At 49.0% G+C, this 257-nt stretch carries 1 protein-coding gene; it reads right to left on the bottom strand.

Annotated features, from left to right (window positions below; all coding sequences use genetic code 11):
* The coding region (locus HBA93_RS22105; protein WP_353619429.1) for an amidohydrolase family protein at positions 1 to 257 on the bottom strand (257 nt) is incomplete at both ends.

Here is a 257-nt window from a genome sequence, read left to right as displayed (position 1 = left end):
ACAGAGGTCAAATGTCAGTCCTGTGCCCTGGATTCGCTTGATGTTCTCTCTGAAGAGGGGATTTTCCGACAGGTCATCGGGCATAACATGCAGAACGCGGCGGAATCCTTTTACAAACCCGTTCTTTTGCTGCTGTTGCAGATAATCCGGAAAATCATCATCCTCAGGGCGGCAGGAAACCATCGCCCCCTTGATAAAGTGACCGGATTGCTGTGCTGTTTTTTGGATATAATCCGTTTCTGCGTGCATCAGATCAG

Origin of the sequence: Ochrobactrum sp. SFR4, assembly GCF_019730395.1 — a bacterium.
Classification (GTDB): Bacteria; Pseudomonadota; Alphaproteobacteria; order Rhizobiales; family Rhizobiaceae; genus Pseudochrobactrum.
This window is presented reverse-complemented; position numbering and strand designations above follow the sequence as displayed.